The organism is Vibrio sp. Vb0937 (assembly GCF_033338855.1).
This window is the reverse complement of record NZ_JAWOTK010000001.1, coordinates 130,737-150,094: the sequence shown is the minus strand read 5'-3', so window position 1 is coordinate 150,094 and position 19,358 is coordinate 130,737. Positions and strand designations below refer to the sequence as shown.

Annotated in this window: 17 protein-coding genes; 9 read left to right on the top strand and 8 right to left on the bottom strand. The window is 44.7% G+C overall.

The window, feature by feature from the left end:
* Positions 1-358 precede the first annotated feature (358 nt).
* Positions 359-1,066: a DUF445 domain-containing protein gene (locus R7P67_RS00730; RefSeq protein ID WP_262606657.1), complete on the top strand. Its 708-nt coding sequence runs from the start codon at positions 359-361 to the stop codon at positions 1,064-1,066.
* A 103-nt stretch (positions 1,067-1,169) separates the two neighbouring features.
* Here the strand turns inward: R7P67_RS00730 and R7P67_RS00725 are convergent, their stop codons facing one another.
* Complete coding sequence (locus R7P67_RS00725; protein WP_005374595.1) at positions 1,170-1,646, bottom strand: Lrp/AsnC family transcriptional regulator; 477 nt, start codon at positions 1,644-1,646, stop codon at positions 1,170-1,172.
* Between the two features lie 292 nt (positions 1,647-1,938).
* The gene (locus R7P67_RS00720) at positions 1,939-2,187 is read right to left on the bottom strand and encodes a hypothetical protein (protein ID WP_130545664.1); all 249 of its coding nucleotides are present in this window, start codon (positions 2,185-2,187) and stop codon (positions 1,939-1,941) included.
* 358 nt (positions 2,188-2,545) lie between these two features.
* Here R7P67_RS00720 and R7P67_RS00715 point away from each other — a divergent pair, with 358 nt between their 5' ends.
* Both R7P67_RS00715 and R7P67_RS00710 read left to right on the top strand, forming a co-directional pair.
* The gene (locus R7P67_RS00715) at positions 2,546-3,079 is read left to right on the top strand and encodes a GNAT family N-acetyltransferase (RefSeq protein ID WP_064376339.1); all 534 of its coding nucleotides are present in this window, start codon (positions 2,546-2,548) and stop codon (positions 3,077-3,079) included.
* Between the two features lie 18 nt (positions 3,080-3,097).
* The gene (locus tag R7P67_RS00710; RefSeq protein ID WP_262606658.1) at positions 3,098-3,532 is read left to right on the top strand and encodes a hypothetical protein; all 435 of its coding nucleotides are present in this window, start codon (positions 3,098-3,100) and stop codon (positions 3,530-3,532) included.
* Positions 3,533-3,625: 93 nt separating this feature from the next.
* Here the strand turns inward: R7P67_RS00710 and R7P67_RS00705 are convergent, their stop codons facing one another.
* On the bottom strand, positions 3,626-3,865 hold the full coding sequence (locus R7P67_RS00705) for an RNA recognition motif domain-containing protein (RefSeq protein WP_005374587.1): 240 nt from the start codon (positions 3,863-3,865) through the stop codon (positions 3,626-3,628).
* Between the two features lie 148 nt (positions 3,866-4,013).
* Here R7P67_RS00705 and R7P67_RS00700 point away from each other — a divergent pair, with 148 nt between their 5' ends.
* Entirely contained in the window at positions 4,014-4,547 is a 534-nt protein-coding gene (locus R7P67_RS00700) for a GNAT family N-acetyltransferase (RefSeq protein WP_053350135.1), read from the top strand.
* A 124-nt stretch (positions 4,548-4,671) separates the two neighbouring features.
* Here R7P67_RS00700 and putP read toward each other — a convergent pair whose 3' ends face one another.
* From putP to R7P67_RS00680, 4 genes are all read right to left on the bottom strand, one after another.
* Positions 4,672-6,165 carry a sodium/proline symporter PutP gene (gene putP / locus R7P67_RS00695; protein ID WP_005374582.1) on the bottom strand — a complete coding sequence of 498 codons (1,494 nt, stop codon included), beginning with the start codon at positions 6,163-6,165 and terminating at the stop codon, positions 4,672-4,674.
* Between the two features lie 136 nt (positions 6,166-6,301).
* Positions 6,302-7,009, bottom strand: a complete 708-nt coding sequence (locus R7P67_RS00690) for a delta-1-pyrroline-5-carboxylate dehydrogenase (RefSeq protein ID WP_005392153.1) — start codon at positions 7,007-7,009, stop codon at positions 6,302-6,304.
* A gap of 11 nt (positions 7,010-7,020) precedes the next feature.
* On the bottom strand, positions 7,021-10,152 hold the full coding sequence (gene putA, locus R7P67_RS00685) for a bifunctional proline dehydrogenase/L-glutamate gamma-semialdehyde dehydrogenase PutA (RefSeq protein ID WP_017820065.1): 3,132 nt from the start codon (positions 10,150-10,152) through the stop codon (positions 7,021-7,023).
* Between the two features lie 405 nt (positions 10,153-10,557).
* Positions 10,558-11,370: an AraC family transcriptional regulator gene (locus R7P67_RS00680; RefSeq protein WP_025768702.1), complete on the bottom strand. Its 813-nt coding sequence runs from the start codon at positions 11,368-11,370 to the stop codon at positions 10,558-10,560.
* 971 nt (positions 11,371-12,341) lie between these two features.
* Here R7P67_RS00680 and R7P67_RS00675 point away from each other — a divergent pair.
* Positions 12,342-13,061, top strand: coding sequence for a PAS domain-containing protein (locus tag R7P67_RS00675; protein WP_017820063.1), 720 nt, complete (start codon positions 12,342-12,344; stop codon positions 13,059-13,061).
* A gap of 73 nt (positions 13,062-13,134) precedes the next feature.
* On the opposite strand, the gene pdxH is transcribed toward R7P67_RS00675, so the two are convergent.
* Positions 13,135-13,770: a pyridoxamine 5'-phosphate oxidase gene (gene pdxH, locus R7P67_RS00670; RefSeq protein ID WP_005374570.1), complete on the bottom strand. Its 636-nt coding sequence runs from the start codon at positions 13,768-13,770 to the stop codon at positions 13,135-13,137.
* Positions 13,771-13,885: 115 nt separating this feature from the next.
* On the opposite strand from pdxH, the gene R7P67_RS00665 reads away from it, so the two are divergent.
* The 4 genes from R7P67_RS00665 to R7P67_RS00650 all read left to right on the top strand — a co-directional run bounded on the left by R7P67_RS00665 (position 13,886) and on the right by R7P67_RS00650 (position 19,357).
* Positions 13,886-15,760, top strand: coding sequence for an ATP-binding protein (locus tag R7P67_RS00665; protein ID WP_262653148.1), 1,875 nt, complete (start codon positions 13,886-13,888; stop codon positions 15,758-15,760).
* Positions 15,753-16,994, top strand: coding sequence for a sigma-54-dependent transcriptional regulator (locus R7P67_RS00660; RefSeq protein WP_262653146.1), 1,242 nt, complete (start codon positions 15,753-15,755; stop codon positions 16,992-16,994). The genes R7P67_RS00665 and R7P67_RS00660 overlap by 8 nt, the downstream gene beginning before the upstream one ends.
* A 173-nt stretch (positions 16,995-17,167) precedes the next feature.
* Positions 17,168-18,559 carry an HlyD family type I secretion periplasmic adaptor subunit gene (locus R7P67_RS00655; RefSeq protein ID WP_005374562.1) on the top strand — a complete coding sequence of 464 codons (1,392 nt, stop codon included), beginning with the start codon at positions 17,168-17,170 and terminating at the stop codon, positions 18,557-18,559.
* 114 nt (positions 18,560-18,673) lie between these two features.
* Complete coding sequence (locus R7P67_RS00650; protein WP_005374561.1) at positions 18,674-19,357, top strand: transglutaminase-like cysteine peptidase; 684 nt, start codon at positions 18,674-18,676, stop codon at positions 19,355-19,357.
* Position 19,358: the final 1 nt, after the last annotated feature.

The window sequence follows — 19,358 nt, the reverse complement described above, 5'->3', positions numbered from 1 at the left end:
ATAGATGGCTTAGTTATTATATTAACAATAAGGTAATTAGCTTATGTGTAAATGTGGTTCAATGCAGATCGTACAACTCAAACCAAGTTGGGCTGACAAGCTATTTGGCTACTCAGAAAGATGGAAATGCCAACTTTGTTGTAAGATCTACCGCATCTAAAATTAAAAATAGAATCTTAGTTTTTCTAAGAAAAAGCAGTGGCCCGACAATGATTGTCGGGTTTTGTTTTTCTGTACATCCATTTTTATCCCTTCGCAACACGGTCACTCATCACGGCAAAACCTAGCATCTTAATGTGACTTAGGTATAGAATCAGGCCCACTTATTCTTTCCGATATTCATATATAACTGGTCACTATGAACAAAAGTTTGCTAACGAATGTCCTTGCTATCGCTTTGATGGCTGGAGGTCATCAATTACAAAACGACTATCTTTGGTATGCAGGGCTGTTTGCGTTCTCAGGCGCCATCACCAACTGGCTTGCCATCCATATGCTGTTTGAGAAAGTGCCTGGATTATACGGTTCTGGCGTGATCCCAGCGCGATTTGAAGAGTTTAAACTGGCTATCAAAAACCTGATGATGGAACAGTTTTTTACTGAAGCGAACATTGACCGATTCTTGAATAAAGAAATGGCGGGCGGTGTGAACATCGATCTTCAACCAGTAATTGAGAAAGTAGATTTAAATCCAGCATTTGATTCCCTAGTGGAAGTAATTGAAGGCTCTCAGTTTGGTGGCATGCTAGCGATGTTTGGCGGCTCGGAAGCGCTACAACCCATGCGCCAACCTTTCGTCGAAAAGATGCAAGAATCCATCATTGAGTTGAGCAAGAGCGATAACATCAAAGAAGCACTGAAAGAGCAATTCGAATCTCCTGCAATGATGGATGAGATAAAGCAGAACATTGAAAGTATCATCGATCAACGTTTAAGCGAATTAACACCGGCATTAGTTAAAGAAATGGTGCAAAAGATGATCAAAGAACACCTTGGCTGGCTAGTCGTTTGGGGCGGTGTTTTTGGTGGTTTAATTGGCGTTATCAGTACCTTTATCGGGGCATAATCGCTCACCGATTTATTAAAAAAGGAGCTTCGGCTCCTTTTTTTATCTTGAAAAAATAATACGCCAAGTCACGCTCAATAAGGAGACTCAACACATACCTCGCCTAACCAAGGAGCTCGGGATTAACACCAAATCCCGTTTTATGTTCTTCTATGACCACTTCACTACGAGTTTGAATCACGCCCGGAAGCGTGCCTAACTTGCTCGACATAAACTCCTGATACGCTTTCATGCTCTTAACACGAACTTTTATCATGGTATCGAAATCTCCAGAGAGCGAGTAGCACTCTTCAATTTCAGGCATCAATTCCACCGCTTTCGCAAACTTTTCAAAAATAGAAAAACTGGTTTGGTCTAAACGAATATGGATGAATACTTGCACATCCAGCCCCAACTTTTCCGCATTCAACTCTGCATGGTAACCATTGATATACCCTTCTTTTTCTAGTCGCTTTACACGATCAGAACATGGAGAAGTCGTTAAGTTAATCAGCTTTGCTAGTTCTACAACTGGAATTCTGCCTCTCGAATGAAGCACTCTCAAAATATGTAAATCAATCCGGTCCAATTGATAACTCATTAACCCACTTCCTTGTAACCACTTAGAAAGCATCACATTAATCGTTGCTCAAAAAATTGCAAACCATCAAATGCACAGCATGTGAAATTCAGCAGAGAATAACCAGAAAACAACGAAGGAGGGAAAGAGCTATGATTATTGCCGCTCACTTAGTAACCGTGATATGAAGAGAAAAAGCAACCTAGCGGCTCCCGCGGAGTCGCAAATTTGAAAGCGCATGACACGCCTGTATAGATATGTCGTTCGGGCAACGCCGCCCTATTTAGCCATTAATCATGGCTATCACTCAGAGTTAGAGTGCGGCCGATGTATGCCGTGTAGGATGTGGAACAACCTCTCCAATTGCACGATGATTACAACAACGGCAGTAGTATTGAGGCTCCATCTCGTAATAATGTTCACCTGATACAAATTTCGCCATCAGCTGTGTAAAACTCACCATTTTGCCTGTTAACGACTCAACAGACTGAGGCTCGCAACGCTTCATAATCACTTTATGTTGCGTTGATTTTCTACAAGCTGCGCAATATATATCCGGCATTTCTCTTCTCCCTACTTTTTCGTCCTACTGACAATTGACATATTTTGTTCAAAATAATTCCACAATTAAAAAGCTCCTTTAATTTTTTGTGCCCTATCTTCAAAAAATTGAACGAAAGTATCAAAAAACTGAGACATTGGTCAGACCTCAACTTTTGTACCATCAATATGAGCAAACGTGCTTATGTGTGTAATAATACGACACATTACACATAAGCAATTGTTCGGGCTTATTATTTAGTAAGGCGCATGACAACTACACGCCTGGCTAGATCGAGCTTTCGAGACGCCTTGTTATCTCGATTTACCCCGCAAACCAGTTGCTAGCAGCTATAGCCGTCTCATCAAGGAAGAAATGCATGACGATACAACCGATTCTCACTACCGAAAGACTCGTCCTCCGGCCATTCAATATCGATGACTGCCAACAAGTGGCTTTACTCGCTGGAGATAAGCGAATTGCCGACATGACAGCAAACATCCCTCATCCTTATGAGCGACCGATGGCGCAAGCATGGATAGATAGGCACGATCCGATGTATCAGCAGCATCAAGGCGTGGCGTACGCTATTACCTTGCGAAACACTGGGGAGTTACTTGGTGCAGTGAGTTTACCGCGTATCGAAGAGGGCTACGGTACATTAGGCTACTGGGTTGGTGTGCCACATTGGGGGAAAGGCTATGCATTCGAGGCCTCCAAAGCCTTACTCGAATTTGCTCGAATGCACTTTGAGTTAAACGGAATAACCGTGATGCATTTGATGGACAATCAGCGTTCTAAATCGGTGATCCAAAAACTAAATATCCCTTACATCGGTGACAAAACATTGCGCATGCAAGGCAAAGAACGAAAGGTTTGTGTCTACCAACTCACGTTCGTCGCTTCTGAATAAAGTCGAGGGATATGTCGGATGATCATCCATGAAACTTCACAAAATCTGCCCAAGAACAACCCTTTCTTGCTAGGAACTGTATTGTTGTCGCTGTTCTATTTTTCCTACCTAGCAGACAAGATCGTCGAGTTTGGACTCGTAGCACTCACAATAATAGGATTGAAACTTCTCTCAACGTACTTCACGCGCCGCGTGTTCAATCCTAAAACGCTAGATATCGATGCAAGCACCAACACCTTGAAGTACCGCCAGGGCTCAACAGTTTACTTCCGTCTACCTCTTGATGACATTGTCAAAGTCCAAATACAGAAAGAGTTCTTCTCTAGCAAAAGTTTGATGCTCTACACAGTCAACGACGCTTACCAAGTGCCGAATTCAAACAATTTCGATTCTCTACAGTTAAAGGATTTAATGAAACAACTTGAAGAGAGAATTGATGATCAATCTCGCTAAAACGAAAAGAGAAGACATTCTAGAATGTGTTGCCAATTTGGTCTCTAAATAGAAAGACAAAAAAGCCAGCAATAACGCTGGCTTTTCTCTGTGTTAGTCTTGTGCGACTTTCACGCGAATTTTGCTTTTTTCTACGTTCGTCAAATTCAGTGCTTCAAGAGCAGAAATGGCTTCTGCTTCGTCCGGCATGATGACAAAACCGAAGCCTTTCGACAAACCCGTGTCTTGATCAAGCACTAGCGAACACAGTTCTACTTTGCCGTACGCTGAGAATAATTTGCGGATATCTTGCTCGGTCATGTGACGAGCCAAGTTTCTTACTAAAAGTTTCATAATGAACCTAGTTGGTTTGATAACGGTTCGATTCTCTCAGTTTCTCTCTGGCAAACCAAGTGAATAATATGACGGCGTTGACTAGATCATTCTAAGTACATCTGTTTAAATGATTTTCCGTTCATTTTTCACCCATAGGAGAGTCGGCATGGAAACGAAACGTCTCAAACTCATCCCTGCTTGTTTAGAACGAGCCGAAGAGGCGCATCAAGCTGTCGTTCGCAGCCAAAAGACTCTCGAAGTCTATCTGCCGTGGGTGCCTCATGTGCTGACATTAGAAGCGATGATAGAAGGGACAGAGAAAGCCATCGCAAACTTTGAAAACTTCGAAGAAGAGCTGCGTTACTACATCATTGAAAAGGAAAGCGATCGCTTACTGGGTGCGGTCGGCTTGATGATTCGAGATCCCGACGTACCATCCTTTGAGATAGGTTATTGGTTAGATGATGCTGCCGTTGGCAATGGTTATGTTGCCGAGGCTGTGCTCGAAGTTGAGCGCTATGCGTTTGATGACTTGGGTGCCAAGAGAATCGCAATTCATGCTGATAGCACCAACCAAAAGAGCCGGGCTGTAGCCGAGCGCTGTGGTTATGAGTTCGAAGGAGAGCTCAGAAACGAACGTCTTACCACATCGGGAGAGCTGAGTAACACCGTTATTTACGCCAAAATTCGTCGCGACTAACATTCCAATCTAACCGAGCAATGCTAAGCTCTGATCTCAAGCTACCACCATTAACGTTAATTAAGTTTCGGATAAAACAAAGCCCGCTAAAATAGCGGGCTTTGTGTTCATATAAGGGAAGTTACTAGTCTAGTTCAACCAGTTTTTTCTCGAACGACTGGTGTTGGTCTAACACGTCTTGCGCAGCACCGCCCGTTGCTTTACTTACCACAATGATAGCAAGCGTAGAGAAGATGATGCCCGGTACGATTTCGTACACATCAAACCAACCGCCAGTTAGCTGCTTCCAAACCACGATAGTGATACCACCAACAAGAATACCTGCTAACGCGCCGTTACGGTTCATACCGCTCCAGTAAAGGCTAAGTACAACCGCAGGACCAAATGCCGCACCAAAACCAGCCCAAGCGTAAGATACAAGACCAAGTACTGAGCTATCAGGCGTCATCGCTAGGAATAGCGCAACAAGCGAAATAACGATAACACCGATACGACCAATCATTACGATTTCTTCAGAAGACGCTTCTGGCTTGAATACTTGCTTGTAGAAATCTTCTGCAAGCGCTGAAGATGAAACAAGGAGCTGTGAGTCAGCGGTACTCATTACCGCCGCTAGGATTGCTGCTAACAACATACCCGCAACGACAGGGTGGAATACTGCGTTAACCAATAGCATGAAGATCTTCTCACCGTCCTCTAGTTGAGTACCCGGATGACCCGTAACCCAAACCAGACCAACAAGACCAACAAGCATTGCACCAACCATAGATAGTGCCGTCCAAATCACTGCGATACGACGTGCAGTCGTTAGATCTTTGTTTGAACGAGACGCTTTAAAACGCGCTAGGATGTGTGGCTGACCAAAGTAACCAAGGCCCCACGCCGCTAGAGAGATAATAGCAATCGCAGATAATGGTTCGCCTTTCGCGTCATTCCATAGCGTTGCAAGTTCTGGGTTGATGTCATGTAGATCAGAACTTAGCTGACCTAAACCACCGTCCATTACCGCTATAGGAACAATCATTAGCGCAGCCGCCATTAGCAGACCTTGCACTAAGTCAGTCCAAGATACCGCTAGGAAACCACCGAATAGTGTGTAAGAAACGACACACACCGTACCGATGATAACAGCGTAGGTGTAATCTAGACCGAATACCGTCTCAAACAGTTTGCCCCCTGCGACCAAACCTGAGCTGGTGTAGAAAAGGAAAAATAGAAGAATGAAAAACGCAGAGATTGTCTGAATCAGTTTCGACTTATCGTTGAAGCGACGTGACAGGAACTCTGGCAACGTTAGCGCGTCAGTTTGGATACTGTAGGTACGTAGGCGTTTTGCACTGATGAGCCAGTTTGCCCATGTACCAAGAAGTAGACCGCCGGCTAACCAGAAGGCCTCGATACCCGCAGCGTACGCATAGCCAGGCAAACCTAGCAGCAACCAACCACTCATGTCTGAAGCACCTGCAGATAATGCAGCAGGCCACGGACCTAGGCTACGGCCACCTAGGAAGTAGTCAGATGAATTGGAAGTCCTCTTATACGCGTAAACGCCAATAGCAACCATAATCAGTAAATACGCCACAAAAGTGGACGTGATAGCAAAGCTATTTTCTATCATTAGATAGTCCTCGTTATAATTATTTCCTTCCTTGCCTGCCCTGATATTTTACCGTCTCAGCAATACATCAGAGTATAAAAAACCAATCTGGACCGGCTCTCAGTCCAGTTACTCCAGATTGGCATTACAAGTCAGGTTAGTGAGTTTCGTTCCCCAACTCGAGTAGAGTTGCGTTACCACCCACCGCGGTAATATTTATCGTTCGAGTGCGCTCAGTAATGAAGCGCAACGAGAGATGAGGATCATGAGCCAATTTCGGTGACTCTAAATCCGTTTCAGAAACTAAGCCGACGATTGCACCGTCACGCTTAGCTAGTTGAAGATTGAGCGCATGCTCAATCTGTGAACGCCCAACATAACCCACACTACGTACATCGCTCTCAAGCAACGGGGCAGACGCATCGTACGCAACAACCTGGACTAAGTTAGATGGGAAGTTTGCCAACGCTACAGCTTGCTTAACCAATTGGTTTAGCTCTGCATTGTCACTGCAAACGACCACACTGTTTCCTGCAATTAAGGCACAGGTGATCATCGCAAAAGCACTGTATAACGCATTATCAGCAGGCTCGATGTTGTTTTCACAAATCACCAAAGCCACACCGCGTCCTGCGGCATACAGTTCGTTAGTTTCCCCTGTAGGGCCAACTAACTGGTGAGTTTCTGCAAGAAGAGCTGATGCTTGTTGCAAGTGGTAAGAAACCACTTTGGCAACGGTAGACTGCTGCCCTTCTAGTGCAGATTTAAATGCCAGAACATGCTCGCATTTGTAATCAAAATCAGTCAGATTCCACTGCTCCCACGCAGAGAATGCATCTTTAAAATAGGTGATCTGATGAACCATAATGCGACTCCTTATGCGTTTTCTGCTTGAGCAAGAAGATGTTGAGTAAATCGGAATAGGTAGTGTGGACCACCAGCTTTCGGGCCAGTACCCGACAAGCCTTGACCACCAAACGGCTGTACACCAACCACAGCGCCAACTTGGTCTCGGTTGATGTAGCAGTTACCTACTCGTGCATGTTTCTCAATCCAACGGTACGTGGTTTCGTTACGGCTATGGATACCCATCGTCAAGCCAAAACCCGTTCTGTTGATCTGCGCAACCACGTTCGGTAATTCAGACGCTTTAAAGCGAACAATGTGCAAGATTGGACCAAATTGTTCTTCTTTCAGCACATCGATGCCCGAGATTTCAAACGCACTTGGTGAGACAAAGTCACCATGCTGGCACGATTCATCCAGCTGTAGCTGAGCGACTTTAGTCTGTGTTTTGCTCATTTGCTCAAGGTGAGCAAGGAGTTTTTGTTTTGCATTGCTGTCGATAACCGGACCAACATCCGTTTTGTGTAGGTAAGGTAAACCAACATGCAGCTCATTCATCGCACCTTGAATCAGGTTGATCATACGGTCTGCTACATCTTCTTGTACAAATAGAACACGAAGGGCAGAACAACGCTGACCTGCAGATGCAAACGCCGAACGAATCACATCACGCACCACCTGCTCTGGCAATGCAGTACTGTCCACGATCATTGCGTTTTGACCACCTGTTTCCGCAATAAACGGAACCGGTTTCGCGCTGCGCTCCGCAAGCGTGACGTTAATGCGTTGCGCCGTTGCCGTTGAACCAGTGAATGCCACACCAGCAATGGCATCATGAGAAGTCAGTGCATGACCGATCTCAGCGCCGCGACCAGTAAGTAACTGAATCACACCAGCAGGGAAACCCGCATCAAGCATTAATTCAATAGCGCGAGCGGCAATTAAGCTTGTTTGCTCAGCAGGTTTTGCAACCACAGTGTTACCTGCAATCAGTGCTGCCGTTACCTGACCAAGGAAGATAGCCAACGGGAAGTTCCAAGGGCTAATACACACAAACACACCAAGACCTTCACGGCTAGAAATGCGTTTCACACCATCAAAGCCTTCTAGCTCAAATGGCTGTAAGTTTTGCGCTTGTTTCGCGTAATAACGACAGAAATCCACCGCTTCACGAACTTCATCAATGCTATCGTGAATCGTTTTACCCGCTTCTTTGTGACAAATCGCCACCAGCTCAGCTAGGTTTTCTTCCATTAAGTCAGCAAGCTTTTCTAAACAAGCCGCTTTTTGCTCAACAGGAACGGCTTTCCAATCAGAGAAAGCAGTTTGCGCCGCATCAATTGCAGCGGAAACGTGATCAAGAGTTGCAAATGCCACTTTGCCGACTTCAATTCGGCGATCGTATGGTGCGGTGATGATCTCAGCCGCATTTTCCTTGATCATGCTTTCGGCAAAGCGCTCACCATTGATCATCGGGCCTGCAACCCACTGATTGTCCATGAAGCTTTCGACCTGAGCTTCAAATGGCTTCGCTTCACTGTCGATGTCGATGTTGACGCCATATGAGTTCTTACGCTCAGGGAAAATGTCGGCAGGTAATGGGATCTTGTCGTTGTGTAGCGTGTCAAAACCCGTCAACACATCCACAGGGTGATGAGTCAACTCGTAAATTGGACAACGCGCATCAACTAGACGGTGTACAAACGAGCTGTTCGCACCATTTTCAAGCAGACGACGAACCAAGTACGGAAGAAGATCAGCATGGCTACCGACAGGTGCATAAATACGTACTGGCTGACCGTACATTTTCATAACATGGTTATACAGTGAATCACCCATACCATGCAGGCGCTGGAACTCGTATTCTTTGTGCTCCGCCATGACAGCAATTGCCGTAACTGTGTGAGCATTGTGGCTTGCAAATTGTGGGTAGATATTACCGCGAACACCTTCGCTAAGTAGAAAACGAGCACAAGCTAGGTATGCAACGTCCGTCGCTTCTTTGCGAGTGTATACTGGGTAATTTGCATAACCCGCTTGTTGAGACCACTTGATTTCGCTGTCCCAGTACGCGCCTTTAACCAAACGCAGAGGAATAACGTCACCTTGTTCTTTTGCGAGTGCATTTAGCCACACCAAGACTGGTAGCGCACGTTTTGAGTAGGCTTGAATAACCAAACCAAACTTGCCCCAACCTTTCACAAGATCGCTACGGTATACTTTCTCAAATAGCTTCAGGGAAAGCTCAAGGCGATCCGCTTCTTCTGCATCGATTGTAATTGCAACGTCGACTTCAATAGCACGTTTTAGTAGTTGCATTAGTGAGTCATACAACTCTGTCATTACACGTTCTTCATTTGCGACTTCGTAGCGCGGGTGTAATGCAGAAAGCTTGATGGAAATCGAAGGCGCAGGGCTGGTGTCGTTACCGTAAGTCTCGCGACCCACCGCTTCGATCGCCATTAGGTAATCTTTGAAGTACTTGTTCGCGTCCGCTGTAGTTAACGCCGCCTCACCCAACATATCAAACGAGTAGGTGAAACCTTTGTCGCGCATTGGGCGACCGTTCTTTTGCGCTTCTTCGATCGTACGACCACGAACAAACTGGTGACCCATGATCTTCATTGCCTGATACATGGCTTTACGAATCACGGGCTCAGAGAATTTATTTACCAGACGGTTTACAGCCTGACCTGGGCTCTGGGTGCCTTGCTCACCAAGACCAACCACTTTACCTGTTAACATGAGGCCCCATGTTGATGCGTTAACAAACACAGAGTCAGAGTTTTTCAGGTGAGATTTCCAGTCTGCGACACTCAACTTATCTTTAATCAAAGAATCTGCTGTCGCGGCATCTGGGATGCGCATTAATGCTTCTGCAAGACACATCAGCAAGATACCTTCTTGAGTATCTAAGCTGTATTCCAGCAATAAAGCATCAATCATCTGGATTGACTTCTTATCGGCACGAATGGCTTCGATAAGGTGGGTCGTTTGGGTAGTGATCGCCGATTTTTCATCCTCTGTCGGCGTCGCTAGTGGCAATAGTTGCTCTAGCCATTGAGACTCGTCCACCATATATAATGGCGAGATCAGTGACCACAACTTATCAAGCGGCTGCCCGATAAATTCCGGTGTCAACACGTTCGTAGCTGTAAACATGTGTGTTCCTCAATCTCACTCCTCGAAAACCGCTTCGAGGATTATCAATGGCTGGCAGTGTATTTTGAGGCCGATAAGAATACTTGTCAAAAACTACGACATTTTTGCCAAAAACTCGCTTTTATAACAAAACATCCACATAGTCACATTCAAATAGGTAATATTTTGTGTTGTAAATTTTAATTTTTTCATTGCATTCACAACAAAATATCAAGAATATCAATAAGATTTTTGTGAAGAGCTCGTTCTAAGAAAAAATGTAGGATCAAGTGGCATATCAGCCACTGCAAAGAACAGAGAATTTAAAAAAACGAGAGATAGGTCACGTGAATAAAACATAAAAAAACCACGCAGAGTGCATGGCTTTATTCTAATTGATGATTATTTGACCTAAAAAACGCGTTGTTATCCAACTTGTTTTTTATAACGGGAAGGTGATATTCCCTGTAAGCGAGTAAAAGTATGAGTAAAAGTACTCTGGCTTGAGAAGCCAGTAAACTCGGCAATTTGCCCTAAAGAAAGGTGCCCTTGCTCGATTAATTCACGAGCCATGTCGATACGCTTTCCGAGAACATATTGATGAGGTGTAATCCCCATCTGCTCTTTAAACAAGCAATGGAACTGACTTTCCCCAAGAAACACTCGCCCGGCCAATTGAGCCACACTAATCTTATGACTCAGGTGCTGCTCAATGTAACGATCAATCGCCTCCAAATCAAAGCGCGACTCTTTTCGACTGGTCTCAAATGCCGAGATATGGCGCTGCATTAATGCAATCACAGTGTCGTTACACGCACGACTTAACAGCAGGTCATCCGGATGGTTGCGCATTTCCTGAACCAACATCTGTATCAGCTTCTGAATTTGACTATCTAACTGGAAGTAGACATGGTCTCTCTCCAGGTTATTGATTTTCTGCAGCATTTCAGGATCATCATTTGTCGGTTTGGGCATATTCAGCACCAAAATATCCGATTGATTGATGACGCCACCGAAAGCATGATCAGAGCATGCGGTAACCACACAACCTTGACCAGGGCCGACAAGATTACCTCGCCCGCGCACTTCAAATTCGGCTTGCCCTTTTAAACCAATCACGATCTGCGTATAAGAATGATCGTGGCAATCCATATAAGACGGAAGTGTGATCAGCTCCGCCGGCTTTGGCAGCATAATCTCTTGATATGAAAGGATTTTTTGGTTATCTGAATCACTCATTTTAAACAGTCGTCTTTACACGGTCAGCTTACGTCTTCGCATCATATACCTTCTTTGTTGGGTTGCAACTTTTACCCAACTCAATCGACAAGATCAAACCAGCATGATCAAGTTCATTTACATGATCATAGTTCCGGAACGATGATCATGCGAGGTTAATTTACGGTCAGTGAGCAACCAATTTTATTAACAAAAACGGATAGATAGGCAACACCTTACGTATATATAATCAATCAATGTAAAGATCCTTATTACCGAACAATCTGTTATTTTGTAAAACACCGTGCTCCATATTAGATAAGTCGCCCCTGAAACGGATCGAAACCCACTCTTAAGCTCAACATAGAGGGATTTCCCCCCTTACTAATATGCCTCTGATTCAATACATTAGTTATCGAGCTTTAAGATGCATACGATCTAAAGCTCTCGGTATCTCATTGATACCTCTAACTTACTTAGCAGACCCTCGCTAGGTAATTTAGAACCTCTTCTACACGTCGACAAGATTATATCTTGTGTTGCCAGCCCGTCTTCAGGCTGGCTTTTTTTTCGCTTCTCAACAATGAAAACAATGGCATAAGCTGATATCATAGCTTTTGTCTCACTGTCCCTCTCATATGCTTAGGTGCTGCTCTTTCGCTCACAAGTGATATGAACGTCAACCACATTACAACTGAGTAGTAGGAAGCATGATCAAGGACGATACGAGTTGTAAGCCGAACATTGGCGGACATCCGTGAGCGCACATATCTGTAATGAAACAGACCATTTTCCCAATTAAACTCTTCGTTCCATTTCGTCGTTGTCTATGACTACCTGACGAAAACATCGAACACCATGAATTTAATTGGATTGAGCGCCAATCAACGAACGTGTTCTAGCAACGTAACTGCCTACTTGGCAACATCAATACGAGCCATATAACACGAACGTCTCTGTATTGGTAAAAGCAGTATGTAGTGAGTCCTTTTGTGAATATTTCAGTCGATACCATAGAACAATCCCTCCTTAAACAGCTACCAGGTTGTTGGGGATGCAAAGATAAAGATTCGGTATTCCTATACGTAAACCAGGAATACGCAGAACTGTTAGGGCACACGTCGCCCGAGGAGTGCTTGGGTAAAACTGATTTTGATATGGCCAGCCCAACCACTGAATGCGCGCAAGAATTTCAACGCCAAGATAAACACGTTCTCGAAACTGGCGAGTCACTAAAAATTCTGGATATCCACCCTTATCCAGATGGCCGCTGGCGAGCACATATATTTACTAAAACACCGTGGCGAGATGACAAAGGCGACATCGTAGGCACCATTTTCTACGGAAGGGAACTCACCGATACCGCCGTGATTGAAGTCGGGTATTGGGTTTGTCGTGCAATCAGTACCAACCCAAATCAACAATCCATCTTTCGTTTTTCTGACTTACAACCAAAACCAGAGAAGCTCACATGCCGCGAGCAAGAAACGCTTTTCCTCTTGCTCTATGGCAAAAAGCCTCAATTTATCTCTCAGGTCATGGGCATATCAACAAAAACCGTTGAAGGTCACGTCGCACGCTTACGTAATAAGTTTGCAGCGAACAGCAAGAACGAGCTAATAGATAAAGCAATGGAAGCAGGCTACGGCTCTGTTGTACCCAAAACGCTGCTTAAGCATCAATTATCGGTTGTGTTGAATGGAGAGCGATAATTCGCATCGCTTCTACCTACAAAAACACCGCCCCAATTCGGCGGTGTTTGTTTATTCATGAGGGACCATAAGCCTATGGCGCTAAACGATCAATGTCCCAACTTCCATCATGCTGGGAGAAAAGAAAACGATCGTGAAGGCGATGTTCGCCACCTTGCCAAAATTCGATGCTCTTTGGTTTTACGCGAAAGCCACCCCAAAAGGTTGGTACTGGTATTTCACCCTTAGCAAACTTCTGTTTTAGCTCTAAAAACTTACCTTCCAACACACCTCTGGCAGAAATACGGCTACTTTGTTTGCTCGCGATTGCGGCCAACTGGCTCTCTTTAGGACGAGAAGTAAAGTATTTCATATTCTCTACGGCGGTAAGCTTTTCAGCCACACCAGTAATATGAACTTGGCGCTCTAACGGATGCCAAGGGAAGTGCAAACTAATATTGCTGTTATGCTCTAGCTGCTGGGCCTTGCGACTGCCTAGGTTGGTGTAAAACACAAAACCATCTTTGTCGACGTTTTTCAATAGAACAATGCGTTGAAACGGCATGCCATTTTCATCAACCGTTGCAACTGTCATCGCAGTCGGGTCCGTTAAACCCGCTTCAACTGCTTGCTCTAGCCACAGATTAAATTGATCAATAGGATCAGCTTTCAAATCTTTACGACGCAGCCCACCTTTGGTGTACTCACGACGAATATCAGCAAGTTCCATCTTTACTCCTTCACTCGTTTTTGTCGATTGTGCTCCCGATACTGAGGAAATACAAGGACATCATTGTGCTTGTTATCGTTGCCGCTCACAGCATCACAGTGCTTCATTTGATACCATGACACAAAAAACCAGTGAGCCGATCGTGAACTTACTCAACCCCAAAGCCCTACGTCATTTTTTACTGCTACTGTGTGCCGTTGGCATTTCAGGGCTTGCGCTTACTCATCATTACGCAACTCAATACCAACATGATCAATGGCAACAAAAGCTAGAGAGACAAGCCGCGCAAGTATCACAAGAAGTGGACTACGAGCTGGCAAAGTTTGAACAGATACCAAACCTATTAAGTCACGATCCGAGATTACTCCAAGCAGTAGAGCGCGGAACGCCCTCTCACGAGCTCAACCTATTGTTAGCAGATTGGTTGAAGCAAAGCTTGGCCGATACGATTTACGTTCATGACCGTACCGGGTTAGTCATAGCCTCAAGTAACTTTCAGCAAGAAGATACGTTTGTTGGCTCTAGCTTTAGCTATCGCCCCTATTTTAAAAATGCGCGACGCGGTGAGCCCGCTCAATACGTTGGATTAGGCGTACGCTCGAATAAACGTGGGTACTTCTTCTCATCTCCGCTGTGGGTAAATGAGGAAGTCGTTGGCGTGATCACAGTAAAAGTGAATTTGGAGCAATTAGAACAGCGCCTTTCGCAAACCACGACTGACGTACTCATTACAGATAAACACAATGTCGTGTTTATGAGCAATTTACCAGACTGGCGCTATCGTGCACTTTTCCCACTGTCATCGAGTGCAATAAATGAACTTACCGAAACGCGTCAATATGGCGATACCTTACCCGAATATTTTGGTGAGTTAACGGCACACAGTGGTGTCACGGAGTTTGATGACAATCAATTGCTTCTATCACCGAATTACCTCGCATACGCAACACACTTATTGGATAAAGGGTTTCGCGTCGTTGCCTTAATTAACCACAACAGCGTTCTTGCCGCCGTTTTACAGGCCGATATCGTCTTCCTGATCTTATATGCGCTCATTGCTCTAATTGCGTTAGCATGGTTCCAAACCCTAGTTAACAAAGCACGCCTTGCTCATCTCAATGTGAGCCTAGAAGAAAAAGTAGTGCAACGGACACTAGTTCTGAGTGAAGCCAACCAAAAGCTACAACAGACCATCCGCCAATATGAACAAAGCCAACAAGAGCTTAAACAAACACAACAAGAGCTGACGCAAGCCGCGAAATTGGCACTGTTGGGCGAGCTATCAGCCAGTATTAATCATGAGATAAATCAGCCACTTTCCGCACTAAGAACCTATACCGAAAACTCGCAGCGTTTGTTGGCAATGGAAAAATACCCAATGGTCGCTGACAATTTGGGCAAAATGCTGACACTCAATGACACCATTTCGGAAGTCATTGCCCGCTTAAAAGTCTTTACTCGGAAAGCCACGCACGATTCACACAATGAAATCTCAGTACTGCACGACGCGGTACATACTGCCACCAGCATTTTGAGCAACAAGCTTATTAAGCAAGGAGTAACACTAAAAGTTCCGGCCATCGACTATGATGTGAAGCTGGCCATTCACAGCGTTGAATTAGAACAAGTGCTGATAAACCTCTTCCACAACGCCGCACAAGCGATGGAAAACCACTGTATCGATCCGCAAATATCAATTGCTGTTCAGTGTCATGATGACAGTTGCGACATTCTTGTTTCCGATAACGGACCAGGGATGTCAGACGAAGCCCTAGCAAAAATCTTTGATCCATTTTTTACGACTAAGCCAGAGGGCTTAGGATTAGGTTTGACCATCTCCAAACGCATTTTAGAGAGCTATCACGGCTCCCTCTGTGCCTATAAACATCAGAGCACAGAACAACAAGCAGGAGGGATGACCTTTATCGTGACGCTACCAATTGTCAGTCAGAATAAACGTACCCCAGAAGTGGAAAACGACCATGAATAACCCAGTTTTCTTTGTTGATGACGAACCACACATTCGTGATGCCGTGTCTCAAGCCCTGCTGATTGAAGGGATAGACGTCACCTGCTTACCAAACGCAGTAGAAGCCTTACGCGTAATCGACTCAAATATGCCTGCGATTATCATTACCGATATCCATATGCCCGTGATGGATGGCTTGGAGTTTATGCGAACTTTGCGAAGCAAAAACGATCACTTTCAATTCATCGTACTTACTGGACATGGAGATGTGAAAACCGCGGTAGATGCGATGAAAAGCGGCGCGTACGACTTTCTAGAAAAACCGTTTTCAACGGAACAGCTCATGAAATCGCTCAACAATGCCAGCGATAAACTGAACTTGTTGCAAGAAAACATCTGGCTTAAGAAAGAGCTCGACATGCAAACTCATGTTGGTCCGAAAATGATTGGTCACAGTAAGGCTATGGTGAGCATTCGTCGCGCCTTGATCAGTGCGCCCACAAGCCAGCCGCTCATTTTTGTAGGTCAAGATGGTACGGGTCGGCGACTCGCTGCACAATTTGCCCACGACATACATGCAACACCGGATAGTGAGCTAATCGCCGCTTCTGGTGAAGACCTCTATGAGCTTTCATTAGAAGCGCTCGACAAAGCCATACACCGCTTAAGTGAAGGAACACGCCACTGCAGTTTGTACTTACATAGCGCAGAGCATGTATCATTTGAGCAATGGGAATACTTATTCAAGCACCCAAAACTTGAGCGTGTTTTTGGCGCGACCATCCAAGCCGAGCCACCTCTAAAATCCCTGGCGACTCTAAAATCCCTGGCGACTCTAATTCACTTACCGACGCTCGATGAAAGAAAGGAAGATATAGGGCCTTTATACAAGCACTTTGTGCGCCACACAGCGAGTCGATATCAGTTACAGCCGCCACATATCAGCCTAGAAGAGGTCAAACACCTCACCAGTCTCGAATGGCCAGAAAACGTTAAGCAGCTACGCCAATTTGCTGAACTTCGTGCCCTCAAGCCAGATACTTTTAGAATGGAAGATTGGAACAGTGAGAAAAGTCTTGAAATTCAGAGTATGACTCAGCGCACAGAATACTTTGAATATTGCTTGTTATTCGATGCATTGCAAAGACATCGCGGCAGACTCAAAGAGGTTCAACTAGAATTACAGGTATCACGCAAAACCTTGTACGACAAACTAAAAAAACATCAGTTGGATAAAGCCAAGTTCAAGGCGTAATAGCTATACTCCGGCGCTAATTATGCTTTTGTTTGATTTAGAAAGTGTAAGAAAGCTCATTTGAAGAGAGAATAACCCTCTTCTCATATTTTATTAGCCGAGCATGCTGACATGATCGGTTAATAATAATAAGATCAAAAAGATAATCCGTAATTATATAAGCAGGGACTGTGATGAGCCGAGATAACTACAACAAACTCAACGATGAAGAGTTGGATTTTGTTGATGACAAAACTGCAGCATTGCTCCTCAATACCCCCAACAGCGCGCGTTTTATGCTCTGGGTTATGGTGCTATTTTTCATTGCAGCAATAGGTTGGGCATCTTGGGCTGAAATCGACAAAGTCACGGTTGGTCAAGGCAAAGTGATTCCCTCCTCACAGATACAAGTAGTCCAAAACTTAGAAGGTGGCTTAGTCAAAGAAATCTTGGTCAAAGAAGGTCAGTTGGTTGAAAAAGGCCAACAGTTACTGCTTATCGACGACACCCGCTTTCGCTCAGATTTTCGTGAACGTGAGCAACAAGTTGCCAACCTTACCGCATCTGTGCTGCAACTATCCGCTTCTATTAATAGTGTTGCCGTTAATCGTGATTTTGAAACGGAAAACTGGCGTCAAAGTGTACTACTTGATTACGGTAAACTGACCTTCCCACCAACCTTGGAAGAGACTCGACCTCAACTCACACAGCGTCAAAAAGCAGAATATCGCGAAGATCTAGATAATTTACGCAACCAACTTTCTGTTATTGACCAACAAGTGCAGCAAAAGCAGCAGGACTTAGTAGAGATCCAAGCGCGAGTAAGGAACTTGCGTCAAAGCTACCAATACGCGAAAAAAGAACTCGATATCACCAAACCTTTGGCAGACGAGGGCGTTGTTCCTCGTATTGAACTGCTCAAATTACAGCGCCAAGTCAACGATACCCGTCGTGAAATGACGTCCAGTGAGCTCAAGATTCCCGTATTGCAATCAGCGATTCGAGAATCCATGCTCAACCGTATTGATGTTGCACTCAAATTCCGCTCTGAACAGCAAGAGAAACTCAACAGCGCCCAAGACCAGTTATCTGCTTTGGTTGAATCAGCGGTGGGCTTGGAAGATAGAGTAAACCGAACGGTTGTGAATTCGCCAGTAACAGGCAAAATCAAAACACTGAACATCAATACTGTCGGTGGTGTTATCCAACCTGGTATGGATATCGTCGAGATCGTACCAACAGAAGACACACTATTGGTAGAGGCGAAAATTGCGCCAAAAGACATCGCATTTTTACGCCCAGATCTTCATGCTATCGTGAAGTTTACAGCTTACGACTTCACAAAGTACGGCGGTTTAGAGGGTGAGTTGGAACATATCAGCGCGGATACCACTCAAGATGAAGAAGGCAACAGCTTCTACATTGTTCGTGTACGCACCGAAAAAACAAACTTTGGTCAAGATGCAGATTTACCAATCATTCCAGGAATGACAGCATCGGTCGATATCATCACAGGGAAGCGAACCGTTTTGGAGTATCTACTTAAGCCTATCTTAAGTGCCAAAACTAACGCCTTGAAGGAGTAAACCACATTAAGATACTCGCGATAGGGAGTATTGAGCGATAAGTGATTAAATAAAAAGCACTTATTTCTCACTGACGAACTCTCTAGAAGAGTATACTTGTGATACGAGTCGAATATGCGATCCAATTTGCAGCGTAAAGTTACATTATTAATCAGCTTAAGTTGTTTGTCGTTCCAACTTGGTGCGCTGAACAGTAAAGAACAACGATGGGTCAATACGGTCACAGCGGTGTACGGCGAACGTGCGGGATTGCGCGTAAATACATGGCGAAAGAACCTCGACTTATTTAAACAATTAGAGACTCATGAACAGCTCGCTGGCGTTAACGACTTTTTTAATCAGCTGTATTTCGTTGACGACATAAAACTGTGGGGAAAGACAGATTATTGGGCTACGCCACTCGAATTTTTAGGGAGTAACGCAGGAGACTGTGAAGATTTCACTATTGCTAAGTACTTCTCTTTACTCGAGCTAGGAATACCAGATTCAAAGATGCGGTTAATATACGTAAAAGCCATCGAACTGAATCAGTTTCACATGGTATTAGCTTACTACCCTACCCCAAGTTCTGAGCCGCTCATTCTCGATAATATCAATCCTGACATTGTCCGAGCCTCTAAGCGTAGCGACTTGCTACCGATATACAGTTTTAATGGTACAAACCTGTGGTTGATGAAGTCATCTGCTAGCACTGGAGAGCTGGCAGGGAAAGCATCACGGTTGAGCCTTTGGAATGACTTACGCTCGCGCGAACGTAAGTTGCAGTTAAATAAACCTAAAATTAACTATGACGAGTGAG